24 protein-coding genes are annotated in these 21,207 nt (G+C 66.4%); 20 read left to right on the forward strand and 4 right to left on the reverse strand.

Translation table 11 applies throughout. From position 1 onward, the window contains the following. The first annotated feature begins 90 nt into the window (after positions 1-90). From G6N66_RS25860 to G6N66_RS25945, 18 genes are all read left to right on the forward strand, one after another. Positions 91-438, forward strand: a complete 348-nt coding sequence (locus G6N66_RS25860; protein WP_085230943.1) for a nuclear transport factor 2 family protein — start codon at positions 91-93, stop codon at positions 436-438. 5 nt (positions 439-443) lie between these two features. Then, positions 444-1,478, forward strand: a complete 1,035-nt coding sequence (locus tag G6N66_RS25865) for a phosphotransferase family protein (RefSeq protein ID WP_085230944.1) — start codon at positions 444-446, stop codon at positions 1,476-1,478. Between the two features lie 60 nt (positions 1,479-1,538). Further along, the gene (locus tag G6N66_RS25870; protein ID WP_085230945.1) at positions 1,539-2,162 is read left to right on the forward strand and encodes a hypothetical protein; all 624 of its coding nucleotides are present in this window, start codon (positions 1,539-1,541) and stop codon (positions 2,160-2,162) included. 174 nt (positions 2,163-2,336) lie between these two features. Further along, entirely contained in the window at positions 2,337-3,299 is a 963-nt protein-coding gene (locus G6N66_RS25875; protein WP_085230946.1) for a 2-hydroxyacid dehydrogenase, read from the forward strand. A gap of 39 nt (positions 3,300-3,338) precedes the next feature. After that, the gene (locus tag G6N66_RS25880; protein WP_085230947.1) at positions 3,339-3,545 is read left to right on the forward strand and encodes a CopG family transcriptional regulator; all 207 of its coding nucleotides are present in this window, start codon (positions 3,339-3,341) and stop codon (positions 3,543-3,545) included. Continuing rightward, positions 3,542-3,925 carry a type II toxin-antitoxin system death-on-curing family toxin gene (locus G6N66_RS25885; protein ID WP_085230948.1) on the forward strand — a complete coding sequence of 128 codons (384 nt, stop codon included), beginning with the start codon at positions 3,542-3,544 and terminating at the stop codon, positions 3,923-3,925. The genes G6N66_RS25880 and G6N66_RS25885 overlap by 4 nt, the downstream gene beginning before the upstream one ends. A 99-nt stretch (positions 3,926-4,024) precedes the next feature. Further along, positions 4,025-4,324, forward strand: coding sequence for a PE domain-containing protein (locus G6N66_RS25890; RefSeq protein WP_085230957.1), 300 nt, complete (start codon positions 4,025-4,027; stop codon positions 4,322-4,324). Positions 4,325-4,336: 12 nt separating this feature from the next. Then, positions 4,337-5,539 carry a PPE family protein gene (locus G6N66_RS25895; RefSeq protein ID WP_085230949.1) on the forward strand — a complete coding sequence of 401 codons (1,203 nt, stop codon included), beginning with the start codon at positions 4,337-4,339 and terminating at the stop codon, positions 5,537-5,539. A 90-nt stretch (positions 5,540-5,629) separates the two neighbouring features. Then, positions 5,630-5,989 (forward strand): WXG100 family type VII secretion target, encoded by a 360-nt coding sequence (locus G6N66_RS25900; protein ID WP_085230950.1) that lies wholly within the window; start codon positions 5,630-5,632, stop codon positions 5,987-5,989. A gap of 30 nt (positions 5,990-6,019) precedes the next feature. Continuing rightward, on the forward strand, positions 6,020-6,310 hold the full coding sequence (locus tag G6N66_RS25905; protein ID WP_085230951.1) for a WXG100 family type VII secretion target: 291 nt from the start codon (positions 6,020-6,022) through the stop codon (positions 6,308-6,310). A gap of 114 nt (positions 6,311-6,424) precedes the next feature. Further along, entirely contained in the window at positions 6,425-7,255 is an 831-nt protein-coding gene (locus tag G6N66_RS25910) for an ESX secretion-associated protein EspG (RefSeq protein WP_085230952.1), read from the forward strand. Between the two features lie 115 nt (positions 7,256-7,370). Next, entirely contained in the window at positions 7,371-8,393 is a 1,023-nt protein-coding gene (locus G6N66_RS25915; RefSeq protein ID WP_085230953.1) for a MinD/ParA family ATP-binding protein, read from the forward strand. After that, on the forward strand, positions 8,390-9,919 hold the full coding sequence (eccD, locus tag G6N66_RS25920) for a type VII secretion integral membrane protein EccD (protein ID WP_085230954.1): 1,530 nt from the start codon (positions 8,390-8,392) through the stop codon (positions 9,917-9,919). The genes G6N66_RS25915 and eccD overlap by 4 nt, the downstream gene beginning before the upstream one ends. Before the next feature lie 8 nt (positions 9,920-9,927). Then, positions 9,928-11,586, forward strand: a complete 1,659-nt coding sequence (mycP, locus tag G6N66_RS25925) for a type VII secretion-associated serine protease mycosin (RefSeq protein WP_163645974.1) — start codon at positions 9,928-9,930, stop codon at positions 11,584-11,586. After that, complete coding sequence (gene eccE / locus G6N66_RS25930) at positions 11,583-13,205, forward strand: type VII secretion protein EccE (protein WP_085236736.1); 1,623 nt, start codon at positions 11,583-11,585, stop codon at positions 13,203-13,205. The genes mycP and eccE overlap by 4 nt, the downstream gene beginning before the upstream one ends. A gap of 57 nt (positions 13,206-13,262) precedes the next feature. After that, on the forward strand, positions 13,263-15,059 hold the full coding sequence (eccA, locus tag G6N66_RS25935; protein ID WP_232079562.1) for a type VII secretion AAA-ATPase EccA: 1,797 nt from the start codon (positions 13,263-13,265) through the stop codon (positions 15,057-15,059). A 108-nt stretch (positions 15,060-15,167) separates the two neighbouring features. Further along, complete coding sequence (locus G6N66_RS25940; protein ID WP_085236734.1) at positions 15,168-15,401, forward strand: FitA-like ribbon-helix-helix domain-containing protein; 234 nt, start codon at positions 15,168-15,170, stop codon at positions 15,399-15,401. Then, on the forward strand, positions 15,398-15,796 hold the full coding sequence (locus G6N66_RS25945) for a type II toxin-antitoxin system VapC family toxin (protein WP_085236732.1): 399 nt from the start codon (positions 15,398-15,400) through the stop codon (positions 15,794-15,796). The genes G6N66_RS25940 and G6N66_RS25945 overlap by 4 nt, the downstream gene beginning before the upstream one ends. 22 nt (positions 15,797-15,818) lie before the next feature. On the opposite strand, the gene espM is transcribed toward G6N66_RS25945, so the two are convergent. Beyond that, positions 15,819-16,922 carry an ESX-1 type VII secretion system transcriptional regulator EspM gene (gene espM / locus G6N66_RS25950; protein ID WP_085236730.1) on the reverse strand — a complete coding sequence of 368 codons (1,104 nt, stop codon included), beginning with the start codon at positions 16,920-16,922 and terminating at the stop codon, positions 15,819-15,821. 412 nt (positions 16,923-17,334) lie between these two features. Between espM and G6N66_RS25955 the strand changes: the two genes are divergently transcribed. Continuing rightward, positions 17,335-17,628 carry a WhiB family transcriptional regulator gene (locus G6N66_RS25955; RefSeq protein ID WP_085236729.1) on the forward strand — a complete coding sequence of 98 codons (294 nt, stop codon included), beginning with the start codon at positions 17,335-17,337 and terminating at the stop codon, positions 17,626-17,628. Between the two features lie 66 nt (positions 17,629-17,694). On the opposite strand, the gene G6N66_RS25960 is transcribed toward G6N66_RS25955, so the two are convergent. After that, a complete protein-coding gene (locus G6N66_RS25960; protein WP_085236727.1) occupies positions 17,695-18,147 on the reverse strand; it encodes a nitroreductase family deazaflavin-dependent oxidoreductase in 453 nt (150 codons plus the stop codon). 1 nt (position 18,148) lies between these two features. After that, entirely contained in the window at positions 18,149-18,997 is an 849-nt protein-coding gene (locus G6N66_RS25965; RefSeq protein WP_085236726.1) for an NmrA family NAD(P)-binding protein, read from the reverse strand. A gap of 106 nt (positions 18,998-19,103) precedes the next feature. Here G6N66_RS25965 and sigI point away from each other — a divergent pair, with 106 nt between their 5' ends. Further along, positions 19,104-19,961, forward strand: a complete 858-nt coding sequence (sigI, locus tag G6N66_RS25970; protein WP_085236724.1) for an RNA polymerase sigma factor SigI — start codon at positions 19,104-19,106, stop codon at positions 19,959-19,961. 12 nt (positions 19,962-19,973) lie between these two features. Here the strand turns inward: sigI and G6N66_RS25975 are convergent, their stop codons facing one another. Next, the gene (locus tag G6N66_RS25975) at positions 19,974-21,125 is read right to left on the reverse strand and encodes a MinD/ParA family ATP-binding protein (protein ID WP_179968318.1); all 1,152 of its coding nucleotides are present in this window, start codon (positions 21,123-21,125) and stop codon (positions 19,974-19,976) included. Positions 21,126-21,207: the final 82 nt, after the last annotated feature.

Consider the following 21,207-nt stretch of genomic DNA (forward strand, 5'->3'; position numbering starts at 1 on the left):
ACTATTCTTCCAGCCGCCGTCCGAGGATGCCGCTCCAAGCCGGTGGCCTAGGCTTTTTCCAGACACCCCACAGGTTGCGGAGGATTGCCCATGACACGCGCGCCGCAAGAAGTATTCGCCCACCACGGCAAGGCGCTGGCGGCGGGCGACCTCGACGAGATCGTCGCCGACTACGCCGACGGCTGCGTGGTGATCACCTCGGCCGGTGTCGCGCACGGCAAGGACGGCGTCCGGAAGGTGTTCGCCAAGCTGCTCGACGACCTGCCGAACGCGGCCTGGGACCTGAAAACCCAAGTCTTCGAGGGCGACCTGTTGTTTCTCGAGTGGGCCGCCGATTCGGCGGTGCACCGGGTCGACGACGGCGTCGACACCTTCGTTTTCCGGGACGGGATGATTTGCGCGCAGACCATCCGCTACACGCCGCACGCCAAGGGCTGACGTTCATGGAGCCCGTCGACCTCAAAGCCGTCGCCGACTGGATGTCCGAGCAGGGGCTCGGCGAAGGACCGCTAGAGGATGTTTCCGCAGTCACCGGCGGGACGCAAAACGTGATGCTGCGGTTCACCAGGTCGGGACGGGACTACGTGCTGCGGCGCGGGCCGCGGCATCTGCGCACCCGCAGCAACACCGTGATCCTGCGCGAAACCAAAGTCCTTGCCGCGCTGGCCGATTCCGATGTACCGCACCCGCACCTGATCGCCACGTGCGAGGACACCAGCGTGCTCGGCGACGCGGTCTTCTATCTGATGGACCCGATCGACGGCTTCAACGCCGGCGAGGCACTGCCCGCACTGCATGCGGGCGATGCCGGCGTGCGGCACGGGATGGGGCTGTCGATGGCCGACGCGCTGGCCAAGCTGGGCGCCGTCGACCACGTCGCCGTCGGTCTGGCCGATTTCGGCAAACCGGACGGCTTTCTGGAACGCCAAGTGCCGCGCTGGCTTTCGGAGCTGGAGTCCTATCAGCAGTACGAGGGCTACCCCGGGCCGCAGATTCCCGGGATCGAGCAGGTCGCCGGGTGGCTGGAAGAGCACCGGCCGTCGAACTGGATGCCGGGCATCATGCACGGCGACTACCACGCCGCCAACGTGATGTTCTCCCGCACCGGGCCGGAAGTGGTCGCCATCGTCGACTGGGAGATGTGCACCATCGGCGACCCGCTGCTGGACCTGGGCTGGCTGTTGGCCACCTGGCGCCAGTCCGACGGGTCGGCGGTGTTCAGCCACGCCCTCGGCGGTCAGGAGGGACTGGCCAGCACCGACGAGCTGCTGGAGCGGTACGCCGCCAACACGGTTCGCGATTTGTCGCACATCGCCTGGTACACGGTGTTGGCCTGCTTCAAGCTCGGCATCGTCATCGAGGGCACGCTGGCCCGAGCGTGCGCGGGCCAGGCCGAGAAGGAAGTCGGCGACCAGCTGCACGCGGCCACGGTGCACCTGTTCGAGCGGGCGTTGGGGCTCATCGAAACGCGGGGCTAATCGCAGCGGCTTTGGCAGGTCGGCCGCGCGAGCCGGCATGACACCGTTAGCCTCTCTGGTGTGAAAGTCTCCAATGAGGTCAGGCGCTCACTCAACAGCTGGGAAGGCAAGGAGTGGGACGCGTCCATGCTGCACGCCTGCAACGCCGTGGATGCGATCGGCAATGCGCGGTATCCGCGGAAGGGGGTGGCCACCCAGTTCAAGCGCACCGTGCGGGACGCGCTGGACATCTTCGGGGCGATGACGGCGCAGGGTATCGACTGGGATGAGACGCGCTTCCCGATCGAGGTGGAGTCCGATCTGCCCGACAAGCGTCCCGATATCGCCGACGTCATGTACGGCATTCACCGGTACGGCCACGGTCACAAGGAAGAGCTGCCCAACGGGTTCGAGCTGACGCCGCCCGGGCCGCGCGCCTCGGGGGTGCACATTTGGCGGGAGGGGAAGATCCAGCTTCCGGCGTCGTCGGTGATCGGCATGTTGGCCATCGCCGTGTTCGCCCCGGAGAGCAAGGGCGAGGTGATCCCGCACGGTTATCAGATCAGCTGGTTCCAACGCGTCTTCCATGTCGGCGACTGGTGGGGTTGGCAAGACCACTTCCGCGAGATCATCAGCGTCGCCACGGTCCCGAAAAAAGCTCTTGACTTCGGCAAGAGCTGGGACACCTGGAAGCCCCTGACGTGACCGAGGTGTCGAGGTCCGCCTAGCATCGCCTTCCGTGCCTCCTCGGCCTGAGTGCCCGGACTTCTGCTCGGCGCGGTGGGGAGGCCCCGCGCCATCATCCGCCGGGTGCGCCGACCATTCCAACCACGCCCTTAACGTGGTTGTCTAGCAACACGTTTGGAGGCTGATCTCGGCGTGGCAGTGAAGAAAGCCGACGTGCTGTTGATCGGTACGTGGGAACCGACGTTCCAAGCCGAACTGCGCGCGCGTTACGACATCCGCGAGCTTCCCGACGGTCCCCCGCGGGCCGAATTCCTGCGCAAGCACGGGGCCGAGTTTCGCGTCGCGGTGACGTCAGGCCCCCCGGGTGTCGACGCCAATCTCATTGCCGCGCTGCCCAACCTGGAGGCGATCGTCAACAACGGCGCCGGCGTGGACACGATCGATCTCGACGCGGCCGAGCGCCGGGGCATCGGGGTGAGCAACACGCCGGACGTGCTGTCCGACACCGTCGCCGATACCGCCCTGGGGCTAATCCTGATGGCGCTGCGCCATTTTGGCGCGGCCGACCGCTACGTGCGGGCGGCCAGGTGGGTCAGCGATGGGCCATTCCCTTACGCCAGGGATGTCAGCGGCCTGCAGGTCGGCATCTTGGGCCTGGGCCGGATCGGATCGGCCATCGCCACCCGGTTGCTCGGATTCGACTGTGCCATCGCCTATCACAACCGCCACCGGGTCGAGGGGTCGCCGTACCGTTACGCGGAGTCCCCGCTGGAGTTGGCCGAGTCGGTCGACGTTCTGGTCGTCGCGACGACGGGCGATCCGAAGACGCGGCACCTCGTCGATCGCCGCGTGCTGGAGGCGTTGGGCCCCGAGGGGTACCTGATCAACATTGCGCGCGGCAGCGTGGTGGACCAGGACGCGATGGTGGAGTTGCTCGCCGGCGGTGGCCTGGCCGGGGCGGGGTTGGACGTCTTCGCCGACGAACCGCGTGTGCCGACCGAACTGTTCGGCCTGGACAACGTGGTGCTGTTCCCGCACATCGGCAGCGCCACCGCGCGCACCCGCCGGGCGATGGCATTGCTCGCGATCCGCAACCTCGAAAGTTACCTAGACAACGGCGTGCTTGTCACGCCGGTGTTGCGACCACGCCGGTAGCGAGGTCGTCGTGGTATCAATCTGGTATCGTCGCGACTCGTGGGAATGACTCTGCGGCCCAGTGAGCACCAGGCGGAAGCGCTGCGTCGGCAGGCCGCGTCCGAAGGGCGGTCGATGCAGGCTGTCGCACTTTCGGCCATCGACGAATACATCGCGCGGCGGGCGCACAAGGCCAAAATCGCCACGGCGCTGGAGCGCGTGATCCGCGAGGAGGCCGGGGTTTTGGAGCGCCTTAAGGACGCATGACCGACTACCTGGACCTCGAAGATCTCCTGGAAATTGCCCGAGCGGCCGTGGGACGAGACGTCGTGGTCAGGGACTATGGCTTGCTTGAATCGGCGCTCGCGCGGCCCCGCGCCTCCGTATTCGGCCAGGACGCCTACCCGCATCTCCACCTGAAGGCGGCCGCGCTACTGCACTCGCTGTTGCGGAACCACGCGCTGGTCGACGGCAATAAGCGGCTGGCGTGGACAGCCTGCCGGACATTCCTCGCCATCAACGCACAGTGGATTAGTGCGCCCGAGGACGAGCGCTTCGACTTGGTGATCGGGGTGGCCAGCGGTGCAATTCCCGACCTTGCCGAGATCGCGGCGCGACTGTGCAGCTGGAGCCATCGGGAGGGCTGAACTGCCGGGCCTCGGCTTTCGGTGGAATACACGGTCGGGCGCCGCGCACTACACTGGCTCACTGACGCGTTTCTTGGGTGGGATCTCGGAGGGACAAAGATGACGTGGTCTGTGCAATCAGAGGCGGTTTTGGGGTCGGCGGCCGCGGAGTCGGCCATCAGCGCGGAAACCGAGGCCGCGGCCTCGGCGGCCGCGCCCGTCCTGCTAGGAACGACCCCCATGGGCGCCGACGCTGACTCGGTGATGTTCTCTGCAGCGCTCAACGCATGCGGCGGCAGCTACCTGGCTGCGGTCTCCGAGCACGCGGCCCAGCGCGGATTGTTCGCCGGCGCTCAGGGTCTCGCTTCGGGGGTATATGTGGCCACCGAGGCGGCCCGCACGGGAGCCATCGGGCTGTAGGGCGACTCCAGCATGCCGGATCCGGGCTGGGCCTCGCGCACACCCGAAGCCAACGACACGGTGCTCAAGGCCGGGACCGGGGTCGGAACGCACGTGGCCAACCAAACCGCATGGCAGACCTTGGGTGCGACCCACCACGCCGCGGGCATTGCGTCGGCAATCAACACCGCGGCAACCTCGGCGAGCTGGCTAGGCGGGGGCTCCGCGACATCGGCTAGCAGCGTCACCATGCTCAACGCTTCGCTGCACGGTCTTGCGGGATGGGTAGACGTCAAGCCGGCGGTGGTGGCGACAGCGATTTCGGCATTCGAGACGGCCAACGCCGCCATGCGCCCCGCCCCCGAGTGCGTCGGAAACCGCACTGAATGCGCTGCCGACTACATTGCCAATCCCAGCGTGCTGTGGACGTTGACACCGCGCATTACCTCGCTGGAGCTGGAGTACTACGGCTCGATGTGGCCCAACAATTCGGCGGTCGGCGCTACCTACGGCGGGATCCTTGCGGGGTTGGCCGAAAGCTTGGCAATTCCGCCGCCGGTCGCGGGCATGGGCGCCTCGCCAGCAGCACCGGCACAGGCCGCCTCGGCCATCGGCGAGTCGGCGGCAGACACCGCGGCCGGCGACGGGATGCGCTCGGCATTTCAGGGCGTGCAGGCCGGCACAAGTGGCGCGGGTCAGTCGGCCGGCGCGGGCGACGGCCTCACCAGCCAGCTCAGCACATTCATGCAGCCGGCCCAGTCGATGCTCGGAACCGCGCCCCAGGTGCTGCAGTCGTCCTCCGGTCTGCTGCAGGCGCCGATGAGCGCGATGCAGCCGCTGCAGTCGATGGTGGGCATGTTCGCCAATCCGGGTGCCATGGGGATGGGCGGGGCGTTGCCGGCGAGTTCTGCCCTCTCTACGACCGGTGCAATCTCGGCCGCCGAGGCGGGGGCTTCGGCCGGGACTGGCGGCGGGGCGGCCCTGGGCGGCGCGGGCGTGCCGTTGACCAGCTTTACCCGCCCGGTCAGTGCCTTTGAGCCCGGCAGCAGCGGCCGGCCGGTGGGGCTGCGGCCAAGCGGAGCGCTGGGAGCGGAAGCCTTCCGCCCGCCGACAACAACGACCAGCGGCGCCCCGATCGGCGGTATGCCGGTGGGCGCGGCAGCCGGGGGACATCGCGCATCCCACGGCAAGTCCGAGCAGCCCACGACGGTGCGCGTCGTCGACGATAGGGCCTAAAACCCCAGTTCAGGGGGTGAATCGACACATCTGAGGAGTCACCATACACTCGACCCATACCCCGGGGAGATCCGTCGGGGCCAAAGGGGAATGGCCAGCCGGAATAGGAGAATTTGTATCGTGTCAGACGCATCAATCACAGTTGACGCAAACGTTTTGCGGAGTACCGCAGACGCCATTCACGCGAATATGGAGCACGCGCTCGGAATCGCCAAGGGCTATCTCGATAACCAAGAAAACGTAATGAACCCGTCGACCTGGTCGGGTGCCGGCGTGGTCGCATCGCATATGACGGCGACCGAGGTCACCGGCGATTTGAACAAGGTGCTCATGGGCGGAACGCGCCTCGCGGAAGGCCTCAAGCAGGCCGCAGCCCTAATGGAAGGCCACGAAAGCCACTCGCAAACCGCTTTTCACGCTTTGTTCGGCGGCGGCGCCCAGAGCGCCTAATTCTGACCTGACCCCGAAAGGACGTACACAATGTCAAACCCGATTATTACCTATAACCCTGCAGCAGTATCCGACTTCGCCACAGATGTGGGTTCCCGCGCAAGTCAACTCGAGGCAATTCACGCAGATACCGCCCGCCTGACCAATGCGCTACAGGAGTTCTTCGCCGGTAAAGGCGCGGCGGGGTTCTTCGACGCCCAAAACCAGATGCTGTCGGGCCTGCGTGGTCTGATCGAAACGGTGCACCAGCACGGTCAGACGACTACCCAGGTGCTCGGCGACGCGATCGCAACCGACAACCACATCAGCGGTCTGTTCTAGGCCGGGTCGCCCCCGCCAGCGCCGAGTGTGCGCGCTGGTGGCGGGTTTCGAGGTGGGGCAGCTGCGCGTCCGCCGCGCGTATGCCCCACCTTCGGGCATTGAGGTGAAATCGCCATGCTGACAACAACAGTCGATGGTTTGTGGGTGTTGCAAGCGGTGACCGGGGTGGAGCAGACCTGCCCCGAATTGGGGTTGCGGCCCCTGCTGCCGCGACTGGACACCCGCGAGCGGGCGCTTAGCCACCCGGTCGCTGCTGAGCTGACTGCGGTCGGTGCGCTCGACGAGTCCGGCGACGCGGACCCGATGATCCGCGAGTGGCTCACCGTACTTCTGCGACGCGATCTGGGGCTATTGGTATACATCAACGTCCCGGGCCGGGAGCCCGCACGCGCGGCCATCTGCCGATTCGCCAGTTGGTGGGTGGTGTTGGAGCGCTGCGGCGAGCTGTTGCGGCTTTACCCGGCCGGAACGGCTAACGATTCCACCGCGGCCAGTGATTTGGTGGTAGGTCAAGTCGAGCGGCTGTGTGGCGTTGCCGAAGCGGCGCCGCTGCGGCCCGTCACCGTGGACACCGAGGAACTCCAAAAATCAGTACACGACGCCGCCAGCCTGCGGTTGTTTCTGCTCGACCAGCACCTCGATGTCGACCAACTACAGATCGTCACCATGGCCGCCGATCCCGCCCGCTCTGCACAGGCAGCCATCGTGGCGCTGCAGGCCGGTATCGGCTCAGAACGTATGGCGCGCACAGTCGTTGGCGATTCGACGGTGGCCATCGTCGACACGCCGGCCGGCCGCGTTTGCGTAGAAAGCGTGATGTCGGGTAAGCGGCGTTACCAAGTCCTCTCCCCCGGCTCGCTCAGTGACATCAGCGGGGCGGTCCAACGCCTGATCCGGTGCTTGCCCGCCGGCGAGGAGTGGTATTCCTACCGACGCGTCGTCTGACCGGACGAAACCAACAAACTTAGTAGCCATTGTTTTGGAATTACATACTCGTAATGAACTTGACGAAGAGTGAGCGCGTAAACGTGATATCTGAAATCGTGTTAGCATCGCGATCGTGACCAGCCCTTGGAATGACCCGAATATCTCGGACGAGGGTGCACTCGGTCGGGGGGATCCGGCGGGGCGGCACTTCCGTGATTCGGTATCCGATACCATGCGCATTACCGATCTTGCGGCACCGAGAAAGATTCCCCCTGGCTCGGGCTGGCGCAAATTCATTTATAACACGACATTTCACAAACTAAATCTGGGCGAATCACCCAGTGAACGGCATTACCGCAATCTACAGGAGCGTATCCGCCGGCATATCCGGCGGCAGTACGTCATTACACTCGTCTCCGGTAAGGGCGGCGTTGGGGTGTCGACGATGGCCGCTTGCATCGGCGGGGTGTTCCGAGAGTGCCGGCCGGAGAACGTCATCGCGATCGACGCGGTTCCCGGGTTCGGGACGCTGGCTGACCGGATCGACGAATCGCCGCCGGGCGACTACACCGCCATCATCAACGACACCGACGTCCAGGGTTACGCAGACATCCGCGAACATCTGGGACAAAACCCGGTCGGCCTAGACGTGCTTGCCGGAAATCGCACTTCGGACCAGCCCAGACCACTGGTGCCGGCGATGTTCTCCGGGGTGTTGTCGCGGCTGCGGAGAACCCACACCGTGATCGTCGTCGATACCTCGCCCGACCTCGAGCATGACGTGATGAAACCGGTGCTGGAGGCCACCGACACTCTGGTGTTCGTATCGGGTATCACCGCCGACCGCTCTCGTCCGGTGCTGCGAGCCGTGGACTACCTCAGGTCGCAGGGATACCACGAGCTGGTCTCCCACAGCACCGTGATCATCAACCACACCGACGACATCACCGACAAGGACGCTCTGGCCTACTTGACCGAGCGGTTCACCAAGGTCGGCGCGATTGTCGAGGTGATGCCGTTTGATTCGCACCTGGCCAAAGGGGGAATCATCGACACTGTGCACGAATTAAAAAAGAAGTCGCGTTTGCGGCTTTTCGAAATTACGGCCGGATTGGCCGGCAAATACATTCCCGATGCTGAGCGGGCGCCACAGTGACAACGCCGCATAAGGTCGCCTTTCCGGCGCGCTGTGCGGTCAATATTTCTTACGAGAAGCATCTTTGCTCGCAGGTTTTCCCTGCCGGAATTCCGGTGGAGGGGTTCTTCGAGGGAATGGTCGAGCTGTTCGATGCCGACCTGAAGCGCAAAGGGTTCGACGGGGTCGCCCTGCCGGCCGGCAGCTATGAGTTGCACAAGATCAACGGCGTCCGCCTGGACATCAACAAGAGCCTCGACGAGCTTGGGGTTCAAGACGGCGACACATTGGTGCTGGTGCCCCGGGTGGATGGCGAGTCGTTCGAACCCCAATACGAGTCGCTGTCAACAGGATTGGCGGCGATGGGCAAGTGGCTGGGCCGAGACGGCGGGGACCGGATGTTCGCGCCGGTGACGCCGCTGACGGCCGCCCACACTGCGATCGCGGTCACCGCGATGGCGGTCGGTGTGGTGGTTGCCCTGGCGCTGCGGGCACGCGGGTTTACCGACAGTCTGATCCCGGCTGTGGTCGTGGGCGGCATCGGCATCGTTCTGGTCGTCGCAGCGTCGGTCGTGTGGTGGGGGTGGCAGCAGCGGCGCGACATGTTCAGCGGGTTCGCTTGGCTGGCGGTGGTGTCGCTTGCCGTGGCCGGTGCCTGCGCGCCCCCTGGTCATCTCGGGTCAGCCCATGCGCTGATTGGGTTGGTGGTAATACTTCTGGGCGCCGTTGCGATTGGTGCGGTCACCAAGAACCGTTGGCAGACCGCGGTAGTGACCGCGGTAGTGACGGTATGCGGAGTCCTGGCCGCGGTGGCCTTTGTGCGGATGTTTCGGCCCGTTTCGGGACAGGTCTTGGCGATCTGCGTGGTCGTAGGGCTGGTCGTCCTGGTCAGGATGACGCCCACGATTGCGTTATGGGTCGCGCGGGTACGACCACCGCACTTCGGCTCGATCACCGGCCGCGACTTGTTCGCACGCCGGGAGGGAATGCCCGTCGATACCGTATCTCCGGTCAGCGAGGAGGAAACCGAAGACGAAGATAACGAGCTGACGGACATCACGGCGCGCGGCACCGCGATCGCCGCATCGGCACGGCTGGTCAACGCGGTACAGGTGGGAGTATGCGGCGGGGTGTCGCTGTTACTCCCCGCCGCGGTGTGGGGGGTCTTGACGCCGTGGCGCCCGTTGGCGTGGTTGGCCCTGGTGGTGGCGGGATTGGCGGTGGGCATCTTCATCACCCAGGGACGCGGATTCGCAGCCAAATACCAAGCGGTGGCCTTGGTCTGTGGGGCGTGCGCCGCAGTTTGCGCCGGGGTCGTCAAGTACGCGGTTGCTAGCTCGAAAGAGGTTCAGTCCGGCTTGACGTGGCCCGCGCTGGCTGTGCTGGGCTTCGCCGCATTGGGTTTGGCCGCAGCTCTTTTGGTACCGGCGACGCGGTTTAGGCCGCTCATCCGATTGACGGTGGAATGGGTTGAGGTGCTGGCCATGATCGCGTTGCTTCCGGCCGCGGCAGCTCTGGGAGGGCTGTTCACGTGGCTGCGTCAGTAACGCGGTCACTGGCGCGTGCGGTCACCCGGGTCCCCGCCGTGACGGCCGCCTTGTGCCTGGCCGCCCTTTCGGCCAATATCACTGCAGCACAAGCCATTCCACCACCGTCCGTGGATCCGGCCCTGGTACCGCCGGATGGGCCGCCGCGCCCCGAGCAACCGATGCGCCGCGCCAACAGCTGCTCCGCGCCGATTACGGTGAGAAATCCCGACGTGGCGCAGATGGCGCCCGGCTTCAATCTGCTGAACATCACCAAGGCGTGGGATTACAGCACCGGCAACGGTGTGGCCGTGGCGGTCATCGACACCGGGGTTACCCCGAGCCCGCGACTGCCGGTCGTGCCCGGCGGCGACTACATCATGGGTGAGGATGGCCTGTCCGATTGCGACGCGCACGGCACGATCGTGAGTTCCATCATTGGGGCTGCGCCGCAAGGGATTCTGCCGATGCCGCGCCCGTTGCCGGCCGCCCCGGCTTTCCCGCCACCGGCCGGACCACCCCCTTCCGTCGGGGCACCGCCGCCACCGGTGGAGGTCCCTCCCCCGCCCGCGCCTCCCCCACCGCCGCCGCCAGTCACGATCACCCAGATCGTTCCACCGCCTCCGCCTCCCCCGCCCCCGCCGGACGCGCCGGGAGCGATGGCGCCGTCCAACGGTCCACCCGATCCGCAGAGCGAGGACGAACCCGCGGTACCGCCGCTGCCCCCGGGGGGTCCCGACGGGGTGGTCGGCGTCGCGCCGCATGCAACCATCATCTCGATCCGGCAGTCGTCACGAGCGTTCGAACCAGTCAATCCCCCTCCGGCAGACCCGAATTCCGATGAGAAGGTCAAAGCCGGGACACTGAACACCGTGGCTCGCGCGGTGGTGCATGCGGCCAACATGGGCGCGAAGGTGATCAACATTTCGGTGACCGCCTGCCTGCCGGCAGCCGCTCCCGCCGATCAGCGGGCGCTGGGCGCGGCACTGTGGTATGCGGCCACCGTCAAGGACGCGGTGGTCGTCGCCGCCGCGGGCAACGACGGCGAAGCCGGCTGCGACAACAATCCGATGTATGACCCGCTGAATCCGTCAGATCCACGAGACTGGCATCAGGTCAAGGTCGTCTCCTCGCCGTCGTGGTTCTCCGACTACGTCCTGTCGGTGGGTGCTGTCGACGGCAGTGGCGCCGCGATCGACAAGAGCATGTCGGGCCCCTGGGTCGGTGTCGCGGCTCCCGGAACGCACATCATGGGCCTTTCGCCGCAGGGCGGCGGGCCGGTCAACGCATACCCGCCGTCACGGCCGGGCGAGAAGAACATGCCGTTTTGGGGCACCAGTTTCTCCGCCGCCTACGTCAGTGGCGTCGCGGCGCTCGTCCGCGCGAAATACCCTGAGCTGAGCGCACATCAAGTGATCAACCGAATTGTGCAGTCCGCTCATAATCCCCCGGCGGGAGTGGACAACAAGGTGGGCTACGGGCTGGTCGATCCGGTCGCCGCGTTGACGTTCAACATCCCTGCCGGCGACCGGCTGCCGCCGGGTGCTCAGAGCCGTGTCATCGCCCCCGCGACGCCGGCTCCGCTCCCCGACCACCGGGCGCGCAACATCGCACTCGGCTTCGTTGGCGTCGTGTGCGGCGGTGTACTCGCGGTGGCGGTTGCGGCACTGCTGCGGAGGGCACGATGAGTTCCACGCTGACGGGGTTCAGCCCCGGCAGCAACCGGCGGGTCGCCGGGGTTTGGGTGGTATTCCTGCTCACGTTGCTGAGCTGGTGGCTGGGCGGATACATCGGCGTGGTGATCGCCGTCGTCGTTGCCGTGGCCCTGGTATTTGTGCCGTGGTGGGGTCAGCCGGCATGGTCGTGGGCCGTGTTGGCGTTGCGGGGTCGACGCCCGATCAGCTGGAACACCCCAATCACGGTGGCCAACAATAGATCCGGGGGAGGGATCCGCGTACAAGACGGCACCGCAGTGGTAGCGGTGCAGCTCCTTGGTCGAGCGCATCGAGCCACCAAGGTGACCGGATCGGTCACCGTCGAGACCGACAACGTCATCGACGTCGTCGAAATCGCCCCGATGCTGCATCACGCGCTGGGTCTGCGGCTGGATTCGCTCTCCGTCATCACGCTCGGATCCCGGCATGGCGTCGTCGGAGACTATCCACGGGTCTACGACTCAGAGATCGGCACTCCGCCATATGCCGGCCGCCGTGAGACCTGGCTGCTCATGCGCCTTCCAGTGCTTGACAACACGCAAGCGCTGCAGTGGCGCAACACCGTTGGCGTGGCGGCGGTCTCAATCGCCCAGCGCATCGCCGGATTGTTGCGCTGTCATGGCTTGCGCGCAAAGGTGGCCACCGCCACCGACCTGATCGAACTCGATCGTCGGCTCGGGTCGGACGCCGTGGCCGGTAGCACACAGAACTGGAAAGCTGTACGCGGGGAAGCCGGGTGGATGACGACGTACGCGTATCCGCCGGAGGCGATCACATCGCGAATTCTTGCGCAGGCGTGGACATTACGAGCCGACGAGATCATTCAGAACGTGACGCTGTATCCGGACGCCACATGCACCGCGACCATCACCGTGCGCACCCCTACACAGGCGCCCACGCCCCCGAGCGTGATCCTGCGGCGGCTCAACGGAGAGCAAGCGGCCGCGGCAGCGGCCAATATGTGCGGACCACGTCCGCACCTGCGCGGGCTGAGGCGCAGCCCGCTTCCCGCGCAACTGATTGTCGAGATCGGTCCGTCGGGTGTGTTGGTCGGCAAACTGAGCAACGGGGACCGGCTGATGATTCCGATCACCGACGGCGGTGAGCTGTCCCGCGTGTTTGTGGCCGCGGATGATCCGATTGCCAAACGAATCGTGATCCGCGTCGCCGGCACCGGCGAGCGCGTCACTGTGCACACCAACGACACGGCACGATGGGGGAGCGTAAGGATGCCCGAGCTGAGCGTCGTCAACACGTCACGGCCCGCGCCGCGTACCACGGTGAGCGTCGTGGAATACGTACCGCGGCGCAGGGCAGCCATCGACGACGCTCACGATGCGGGCCCGGCTTTCGCAGACATCGGCGATATCGGGATCGCGCCGACGCCGCGGCCACCCACCGTGATCACCGTTGCCCCGTCCGGTACTAGGCTGCCTGACAGAGACAGGCATGGTTTTGAGGTGGCGATCGAGCAGGTCGGCCCTGCGACGGTGAATGTCAGTGCGGCGGGCCAAAACTGGCTGGTTCAGATGGACCTGTTCCGGGCGGAGAACCGCTACGTCAGCCTCGAGCCGGTCGTATTGTCGACGTAGTTTGGGGTGGACACGGTGGCGGATTTGCTTAGCGCGCGTTGGCATTTCGACCGCGCCATGGCGGCCCTGGCCCGCCAAGGGCCCGCGGCGGCGTTGCCAGAATTCATCACGGCCACCGATGCGGACCCGTCGATGGCAGATGCGTGGCTCGGCCGGATCGCCTGCGGCGACAACGATTTGACCTCGCTGAAACACCTCAATGCCAGCCGCGAATGGCTGCACCGCGAGACCACCCGCATCGGCCGAACACTGGCTGCCGAGATCCAGCTGGGCCCCTATATCGGAATCACGGTGACCGACGCATCCCAGGTTGGACTGGCGCTGTCGTCAGCGCTCACGATTGCGGGGGAGTACGCCGAGGCCGACGCACTGCTGGCCAACCGTGAGCTGTTGGACTCGTGGGGCAACCATCAGTGGCACCAGCTGGCGCGAACCTTCCTGATGTACGCCACCCAGCGCTGGCCCGATGTCTTGTCGACGGCTGCCGAAGATTTACCGCCGCAGGCGATCGTCATGGCCGCAGTGACCGCATCGATTTGCGCGTTGGCGGCGCACGCCGCGGCGCATCTCGGGCAGAGTCGGGTGGCGCTCGACTGGCTGGACCGCGTCGACGTGATCGGGCACACGAAGTCGTCGGGCCGATTCGACGCCGATGTGCTGACCGCGTCGATCGGTCCGTCCGATATTCCGCTGCTCGTCGCAGACTTGGCGTATGTGCGCGGAATGGTGCACCGTCAGTTGCGGGAAGAGGACAAGGCTCAGATCTGGCTGTCCAAGGCCACCATCAACGGGGTTCTGACGGAGGCGGCCAAAGCCGCGCTGGCCGACCCTAACCTGCACTTGGTCATCAGCGACGAGAAGACGATCGCGAGCCGCACGGACCGCTGGGACGCGTCGACGGCGAAGACGCGCGATGAGATCGACGACGACGCAGCGACGGACCGGCGCGCCGAACTGCTGGCTGAGGGCCGCGAACTGCTGGCCAGACAAGTGGGCCTCGCCGCGGTCAAGCAAGCGGTGTCGGCGCTGGAAGATCAGCTTGAAGTCCGAATGATGCGCTTAGAGCATGGCCTTCCGGTCGAGGGACAGACCAATCACATGCTGTTGGTGGGACCACCCGGCACGGGTAAGACCACCACCGCCGAAGCGCTAGGCAAGATCTATGCCGGCATGGGTATTGTGCGGCACCCCGAAATTCGGGAGGTCCGCCGCTCGGACTTCTGCGGCCACTACATCGGGGAGTCGGGCCCGAAGACCAACGAATTAATCGAAAAGTCGCTTGGGCGAATCATTTTCATGGACGAGTTTTACTCTTTGGTCGAAAGGCACCACGACGGGACGCCGGACATGATCGGCATGGAGGCCGTCAACCAGTTGCTGGTCAAGTTGGAGACGCACCGATTGGATTTTTGTTTTATCGGAGCCGGATATGAGGATCAAGTCGACGAATTCCTTACCGTCAATCCGGGCTTAGCGGGCCGATTCAACCGCAAGCTGCGTTTCGAATCGTATTCACCGGCCGAGATCGTCGAGATTGGGCGTCGCTACGCCGAACCCCGCGCCAGCCTTTTCGACGAGGCGGCGCGCAAGACTTTCCTGGACGCGGCCTGCACCATCCGCAACTACACCACTCCCGGTGGGCAGCACGGCATCGACGCTATGCAGAACGGCCGCTTCGCCCGCAATGTCGTCGAACGCGCCGAAGGCTTCCGCGACACTCGAGTGGTCGCCCAAAAGCGTGCGGGCCAGCCTGTGACGGTGGAAGATCTGCAGATCATCACCGCCGCCGACATCGAGGCCGCGGTGCGCAGTGTGTGCTCGGACAATCGCGATATGGCGGCCATCGTCTGGTGAGCGCCACAGTGCTTGTGCCCCAGCCTCCCGCTGCGGACGCGGTTACCGCAACGCCCGGTGGAGCGACGGCTGGCTGCATATCAGCACTGTTGCTGCTAAAATGCCTGCATGGTGGCGATCACGGTCCGCGACATCCCGGCTCACGTTCGTGACGAGCTCGCCGCGCGCGCCGCCAGGGCGGGCCAGTCCCTACAGGAATACTTGCGCGGGCTGCTGGTCAGCGCCGCGGACAAGCCCTGCGCCGCCGACGTCATCTCACGCGCGCGAGCTCGGGTCCAGACCACCGGTGTGCGCCTGGATGCCGCCAGCATCCTGGCCGAAAAGGATGCCGATCGCGGATGACGGTTCGGGTCGTCTGCGACGCATCGGCGGTGGTCGCCCTGCTCCTTGACTCCGGGCCTGATGGGCAGTGGGCTACTGACCGTCTCAGGGGCAGCGAGCTTTTCGCGCCAGCGCTGCTCCCCTACGAATGCGCCAACATCATCCGTCGACATGAACTCGCGGGTCTGGTTAGCGCCGACCAAGCGGCTCAGAGCCACGCCGATCTGCTCGACCTGGCGGTCGACTTGTGGCCCTACGAACTGTTGTCGTCCCGGGTGTGGCAGCTACGCGCCAACCTCTCTAGTTACGATGCGTCATACGTCGCACTCGCCGAGGCAATCGGCGCGGACCTCATTACCCTTGATCGGCGTATCTTGCGGGCACCCGGCATCGAGTGCTCGGTCGTGTGTCGCTGACCATTTCTGCGAGAAGTGAGCCTCAACTGATCTGGGTAATCAGCGCTTCGATCGCCTTGATGACGGCTGCTGGTAACGCTTCCTCTGCCTCGGCGTGAACGATCAATTCCTCTGCGACACCGGCCGCTTGGGCTGTCTCCTCGGTGGAGAGGTTGGCCCGCCGGCGTGCCGCGTACAGTCGCTGTCCCAGCGTGGCGCCGGGGGCGCTGGCGCCGAGCAGCATCAGCTCTTCGTGGTAGCGGCGCACCGCGCCGAGCGCCTTGATGAATTCCGGTGTGATCCGGGTGATGTGGGTGGCTTGCACCGCGATCGCCTCGAGCTGGCGAAGGTCGGCGAGGATCGCCGCGAGGTGGAAGGTGAAGCCAGGCGCGTCGACCGGGGGCAGCGCGGCGATGGCCAACCGGCATCCATCCACGCCGGCCGCGACGGCTTGCGCGATCAGCGCCGCCGAACCGTTCGATGCCGATGCGGTGTCAGCGGGAAATACTGTGGCGCTGTGGGTTTCACCGTTGATCGGTTCGCCTCGCCGGATCCGTGCGATCGTTCCGGCGGGCCACTGCAGCACCTCTTCGAGCTTGGCCCGGGTCCGTTCGCGCGGCCAACTGCGGCCCTTTTCGAAAGCGATCAGCGCACCCGCGTTGATGATTCCCTCGGCCGCCAGTCTGCGTTGGCTGATGTCGAGCTCGCGACGGCGCGCCGCGGCGGCGGCTCCCGCGCGGGCCAGTCCAGGATCGGCAGCGTCGGCAGGGGAGTGGTCCGCGTGTTCGTCCGTGTCGTCAGGGTGCGGTTCGTGGGGGCGGGAGGGCCTAACGACTTCGAACGTCAGCGCCTTGCCCGTGGCGGGGTCGCCGAAGCGGACGGTCGCCTTATCGGTGACGGGCAGCGACGTCGTTCGTGATCCGTCGACAAACATGCCGGACGGGCTGGTGTCGACGATCCGCCACTGCCCATCGGCGCATTCGGCCCGCAGGTACTCCTGCGAGATCGTCGGATCGTCGATCTGCACGTCGGCGTCCGGCTCGCGGCCGATGGTGACAACGCCCTGGCCGGGTTCGACCGCGTGTGAGGTGTCGTCGCTGTGCACGATCAGCAGAGCGGGTTGGGCGGCCGACTGGGCAGGGGGCATCTGGGTTCATTCCTCGCTGCAGGGCCCTGGAGGCCCACATCAACCGCGATCTTAACCGTCGCGGGCACCACAAGTCATTACTTCGCTACGGTTACAGCTGATATTTTCGTCACAGGGTGGCTTGCCGACATGCGGGTCGCTTCGCTATCGAACTGTGGTGTCGCTACGGTTCGACCGCGCAGGCGGGGCGGCCGCGGCCCGCCCGTATGCCCAGGTCGGCGCGAGTACTTGCGGGTAGGCTGCGAACCTTCACCGATCAGATTGCCAAAGCAAACAACGCAGCGCAGCACAACCCTCGAACCGCAACCGCCACGGAAGTGACGTATCTAACTGTTGCAGCGCAATGGTTACTGCTATACCGTATCGCCGGTAGGGCTCGGAAATGCGACGCTTCTGAAGGGAACGCAGCGATATGACCGCGACAGCTCTGGACAACATGGAGCTCGGCGCCTGCACGCAGGATCCTGACCGTTGGACGTTGGTGCCCGGCAAGGGTCCCGACGTCGAGGCCAAGGTGTTGTGCCGGGCGTGCCCGCGGCGCTGGCTGTGTGCCCGGGACGCGGTCGAGTCCCCGGGCGCGGAAGGCCTGTGGGCAGGCGTGGTGATTCCGGAAGCCGGCCGGGCACGCACCTTCGCGCTGCGCCAACTGCGCTCCCTGGCCGAGCGCAACGGCTACCCGATTCGCCGAACCGCGCGATCGGCCTAACCCGCTGGGCTCGGATCGCTGCTTTGAGGGGTCAGCGACCGAGCGACAGCGGGAGCCGTTCGCCTATCAGCTGCTCGGGTCGAACCGGAAGACGGCCAGCCGGCCCGCCAACGCCTCGAATTCATCGGCGGTGCCGTCGCGCACCATCCCGGATCGCTTCGCGAACGCGACACCGACCGGCACGGCGGTCGAAAACTCCCGCAGCACCGGCCGGGCCTCCTCGGCGGTCAGTTCGACGATCCTCACCCGCCGGGACCGCCGCCCGCGCGACAGTGTGCCGAAGTCCGCAGCCCGGGCGTTGGCCGCCCAGTCTGCACCGGGATAGCCGGCCACCACGTAAAGCCCGCCGTCGAACTCGAAGGGCGTCATCGGGGTGCTGCGCGGTTGGCCCGACTTGCGTCCCGGCACCGTCAGCACCATGGCGGGACCGGTCGGTATCCCCAGCTTTTGTACGGCCATCATCACCTTGTTCATGGGTTTGAGATAACGCGGCGGACGTGGCCCCAACGCGTCACGCATGTCAGGCTCCCATCTTCTCGGTGAACACCGCACGGTGCTCGGCAACCCAGTGCGCGAACGAAAGTGCCGGGCGGCCAAGGATTTTCTCCACGTCGGAGGTGACCAGGGCGGGCTGGTCCAGCGTCTCGGCGAGCATCTTTATATACGCGTCGGCGAACTCGGCTGGGAAGCCCAGGCCGATGAACCGCTGCCGGACGACATCCGGCGGCGCCTCCTGGTAGCGCAGCGCGCGCCCCAGCACGGCGCCGATCACTTCCGTGAGCTCGCTGTTGGTCAATGCCTGCGGACCGGTCAGCGTAACCCGTTGGCCCACAAGCTCATCGGTGAGCAGCGCGCGGGCCGCGACCGCCGAGATGTCGCTCTCGACGATCGGCGCGCTGGATGCCTGGGCGTAGGGTCCGGTCACCACATCGCCGGCCCGGATCTGAGCGGACCACATGCCCGCGAAGTTCGTCGCAAAAGCGCTGGGCCGCAGGCTAACCCAAGACAGGCCGGAATCCATCGCCAAGCTTTCGACCTCCTTGTTGCGGTCGCCGCGGAAGCGTGACGGCTGCAACGAGAAGTCGTCGTCGGCGTTGATGGCCGACAACGCAACCAGTTTGGTGACCCCGGCACGGACGCACTCGGCTACGAAGACCGGCAGCGCTTCACCCAGGGCCCGGGAATTGAGGAACACCGCCGATGCGCCGGACAATGCTTCGGCTGCCGAGCCGACGACTTCGACGCCAGCGGGAAACCGAGCGGTCTTCGGCGTGCGGGTGACGGCCCGCACCGGTGCGCCCGCGGCGGCGAGTTCTGCGACGAGCGGGCGGCCGACGTTACCGGTCGCCCCGGTGATCACGATCGTCATGATGCGACTCCTTTGCGTGAGGTTCTCGATCCAAGGACGGGCCGAAAGGTGGGAAAGTTACAGTCGGAATCGGTAACTTTCCGCGGCACCGGATCGTCGAAGATTTATGCAGCAACCACCCAGCGACCAGATAAGCGAGGCGTGGCGTCGGCACCGCCCGTATCTGATCAACCTCGGCTACCAGATACTCGGCGATGTCGGCGACGCCGAAGACGTTGCGCAGGAGGCATTTCTGCGGCTGTCGCGCACGGAGCCGGACGAGATCGACGATGTCCGGGGCTGGCTCACGGTGGTCACCAGCCGGCTGTGCCTGGACCAAGTGCGTTCGGCGCGAGCCCGCTACGAGCGCCCCACCGACACCGGCCAGCAGGCCTTGATCGACGAATCGCCACGCGCCGACCCGGCCGACCGGGTCACCCTCGACGACGAGGTCCGTGCCGCGCTGCTGGAGGTCCTGCGCAGGCTCAGCCCCGGCGAACGGGTGGCCTTCGTGCTGCACGACGTGTTCGGGGTGCCTTTCGACACCATCGCCGACACGGTGGGCCGTCCGGTCGGCACCTGCCGCCAGCTGGCGCGCCGCGCGCGGGCCAAATTCACTGGGGCACAACCGAAGTTGATCGACGTGGCCTCGTCCGAACACCAACTGGTCACCGAGAAATTCATCACCGCCTGCGCCAACGGCGACATCGCCGCCCTGACAGCCGTGCTGGATCCGACGGTGTGGGGCGTGGGCACCGTCCTCGCCGACCCGGCGCCGCCCCCGCAGGTCAACCACGGGCCGCACAACGTGGCCACCAACCTACTGCGCTATCTGGGGCCCGGGGCGACCTTGGTCACCGGACCCGCCGGGCAGCCGACCGTGCTGGCATTCGCGGACGGTCGGCTGTTCGCGGCCATCGTGCTGACCATCCGCGGCGCCCTCATCACCAAGATCGAGGCGGTGGCCGACCCGTCGGCGCGCTGACGGAACCGCGGGTTATCGAGGGCGGTTGCGGGACTCGGCGGGCCGCGCGGCGAAATACCCCGTCACCATTGCCGCGATCTGCAGCACTCGCAGCCGGGTTTCCGGAGCCATTTCCGTGCTCACGTCGATGACCCCGCCGGGCCGCAGATGCGGATCGAACGGCACCTCGACCACCGGTTGCCCGTGGTTGACGAACTCTCGAGCCAGCAGCGCCCGGGTGCGCTTGTCGGCATGCCCGTCGGAGTCGTTGAGCACCACGATGGTGCGTTGCAGCAGGCCCCTCAGGTGGTGATCGGCCAGCCAATCCAAGGTTTTGGCGGCCGCCGAGGCCCCGTCGGCCCACGGCGAGGACACCACGATCAGCGCATCCAGGTCCCGCAGGACCTCCTGGGTGACCGGGGCGTCCATCGTCGAGCCGCAGTCGATGACCGAGATGGCGAAATGGCGATCCAGCCGCAACGCCGCCTCGCGGTAGATGGCCGGATCCAGCACCCGGCGTGGACCCGCCGCCGGCTCGCCGCCCAGCACCGCCAGCCCGGCGCGGTTGCGGCCGACGCGGGCCATCACGTCGGCGTAGGAATGCAGGTTCTTATCGGCGGTCAATTCCCAGAAGGAGTTGGTCGACTCCGGATCAATTCGGCTAGCCAGGCGCCCGAAGGCGGTGTCGGCGTCGATCGCCACGACGCGATCCTGTCGACGCAGTTCGGCGAAGATCGACCCGACGCTGGCGGCGACCGACGTCTTTCCGACGCCGCCTTTGCCCAGCACACCGACCTTGTGGTTGCCGTGCAGGACCGTCCGGATGGCCGCTTCGTACTGGGCCTCCTCGCGCTGCGCGCGCGACGGACCGAGCCTGACCAGGCCGAACGTCATCGACTCGACGAGGCGCCGCCAGCCGCGGTCGGCGCGCAGCGGCGGACGGTTGCCCAGCGGCGGCGCGAATGCCGAGTCGGACCACCCACCGGGCGGGGGACCCGGCGCGCCGTGACCCGTGGCCGGGTACGCCGGCTGGTGCGGCGGACCGGGAGGAGGCGCGGGCCGGCCCTGCGGCGCGGGGCCGACGGGGGAAAAGGCCGGGGACGGCGGTTGCGGCGCGTTGGGCGGGTAAGCCGGCGGCCGGCCGGGCCCAACGCGGTCCCGGAGGTATTCGTCGCGCTCGTTCATGGGCCCCCTCGGGTATCAACTGCAGACCAGTATCGGCTAACCGCCGCGCGGCCACCGACCTGGCCTGCGCAGACTCGGCGGG

This window comes from Mycobacterium conspicuum (assembly GCF_010730195.1).
In the GTDB taxonomy this organism is placed as follows: Bacteria; Actinomycetota; Actinomycetes; order Mycobacteriales; family Mycobacteriaceae; genus Mycobacterium; species Mycobacterium conspicuum.

Excerpts from the sequence above, each read along its gene's own strand:
- G6N66_RS25900 (WP_085230950.1), top strand. The coding sequence starts at position 5,630 with ATGGCCAGCCGGAATAGGAGAATTTGTATCGTGTCAGACGCATCAATC.
- eccA (WP_232079562.1), top strand. The coding sequence starts at position 13,263 with ATGGCGGCCCTGGCCCGCCAAGGGCCCGCGGCGGCGTTGCCAGAATTC.
- G6N66_RS25940 (WP_085236734.1), top strand. The coding sequence starts at position 15,168 with ATGGTGGCGATCACGGTCCGCGACATCCCGGCTCACGTTCGTGACGAG.
- G6N66_RS25895 (WP_085230949.1), top strand. The coding sequence starts at position 4,337 with ATGCCGGATCCGGGCTGGGCCTCGCGCACACCCGAAGCCAACGACACG.
- G6N66_RS25960 (WP_085236727.1), bottom strand. The coding sequence starts at position 18,147 with ATGCGTGACGCGTTGGGGCCACGTCCGCCGCGTTATCTCAAACCCATG.
- G6N66_RS25910 (WP_085230952.1), top strand. The coding sequence starts at position 6,425 with ATGCTGACAACAACAGTCGATGGTTTGTGGGTGTTGCAAGCGGTGACC.
- G6N66_RS25905 (WP_085230951.1), top strand. The coding sequence starts at position 6,020 with ATGTCAAACCCGATTATTACCTATAACCCTGCAGCAGTATCCGACTTC.
- G6N66_RS25885 (WP_085230948.1), top strand. The coding sequence starts at position 3,542 with ATGACCGACTACCTGGACCTCGAAGATCTCCTGGAAATTGCCCGAGCG.
- G6N66_RS25945 (WP_085236732.1), top strand. The coding sequence starts at position 15,398 with ATGACGGTTCGGGTCGTCTGCGACGCATCGGCGGTGGTCGCCCTGCTC.
- eccE (WP_085236736.1), top strand. The coding sequence starts at position 11,583 with ATGAGTTCCACGCTGACGGGGTTCAGCCCCGGCAGCAACCGGCGGGTC.
- espM (WP_085236730.1), bottom strand. The coding sequence starts at position 16,922 with ATGCCCCCTGCCCAGTCGGCCGCCCAACCCGCTCTGCTGATCGTGCAC.
- G6N66_RS25860 (WP_085230943.1), top strand. The coding sequence starts at position 91 with ATGACACGCGCGCCGCAAGAAGTATTCGCCCACCACGGCAAGGCGCTG.
- G6N66_RS25965 (WP_085236726.1), bottom strand. The coding sequence starts at position 18,997 with ATGACGATCGTGATCACCGGGGCGACCGGTAACGTCGGCCGCCCGCTC.
- G6N66_RS25890 (WP_085230957.1), top strand. The coding sequence starts at position 4,025 with ATGACGTGGTCTGTGCAATCAGAGGCGGTTTTGGGGTCGGCGGCCGCG.
- sigI (WP_085236724.1), top strand. The coding sequence starts at position 19,104 with ATGCAGCAACCACCCAGCGACCAGATAAGCGAGGCGTGGCGTCGGCAC.
- G6N66_RS25955 (WP_085236729.1), top strand. The coding sequence starts at position 17,335 with ATGACCGCGACAGCTCTGGACAACATGGAGCTCGGCGCCTGCACGCAG.
- G6N66_RS25865 (WP_085230944.1), top strand. The coding sequence starts at position 444 with ATGGAGCCCGTCGACCTCAAAGCCGTCGCCGACTGGATGTCCGAGCAG.
- G6N66_RS25975 (WP_179968318.1), bottom strand. The coding sequence starts at position 21,125 with ATGAACGAGCGCGACGAATACCTCCGGGACCGCGTTGGGCCCGGCCGG.